Annotated in this window: 2 protein-coding genes; one reads left to right on the plus strand and one right to left on the minus strand. The window is 54.6% G+C overall.

The window, feature by feature from the left end; all coding sequences use genetic code 11:
* Positions 1-423 (plus strand): KfrB domain-containing protein (locus tag ABQX22_RS26645; RefSeq protein WP_349802851.1); only part of this gene is annotated, 423 nt, incomplete at its 5' end.
* Positions 424-489: 66 nt separating this feature from the next.
* Here ABQX22_RS26645 and ABQX22_RS26650 read toward each other — a convergent pair.
* Positions 490-699, minus strand: a 210-nt coding sequence (locus ABQX22_RS26650) for a hypothetical protein (protein WP_349802852.1), incomplete at its 5' end; no start/stop codon positions are given.

Here is a 699-nt window from a genome sequence, read left to right on the forward strand (position 1 = left end):
TATCGCGCTAGTCATGATCTTGATAGGGCTGGTTTTTCGTCGCCTGCTTATTTGACCGACAATGAAAAATCACAATATTTGGACGGTCAGAATATCGATGAATATCGCGCCGCTCATGGAAGTGACAAAGACGCGATCGCACGCCCGGTTACTGGCGAATCCTATGTCGGCCGCATCGAGGCGGTCTCGGGAGAAACGGTCTTGCAACGGGTGTCTGCCGATCAGGTGATTTCTCATGAGCGCGGTCTTTTGGCAGGCGCGGATCCGGCTTCACTGGTAGGCCAGAACGTCGAGGTCAGATATCCGTTAGGCACCATAGGTGTGGTGCGTGAAGCTTTTTCGCAGCAGATGCCGGAAGCCGTAAAAGATATAAAAGGGCTGGAAAAAAGCATCGATCACGGTTTGGGAGATCGCGGGCGTTAGCAGTTCGCGCACCCGGTCATTGCGGGTTCCGGCAATGCAGTGGACCCGCTGAGTACCGAGGCGCGCTCACCTTGCTTCCAGTCTCAGAACAACGGGCTTTCCGACTATCGCTTCGACCTGCATCTGACGACTTGCCACGTCTTTGGCATGAAGGTCGCTATCAGCTAGGTACAGCACTTCGACATCCCGGTCGAAAAGCAATCCTCGAGTCGTCAATGTCGGGAAAATCGCGAGGATCCGTTTGCGCAGATCGATCTGGTCTCGGCGTCCAAGAGG

This window comes from Xanthomonas sp. WHRI 1810A (genome assembly GCF_040202885.1).
Taxonomy (GTDB): Bacteria; Pseudomonadota; Gammaproteobacteria; order Pseudomonadales; family Pseudomonadaceae; genus Aquipseudomonas.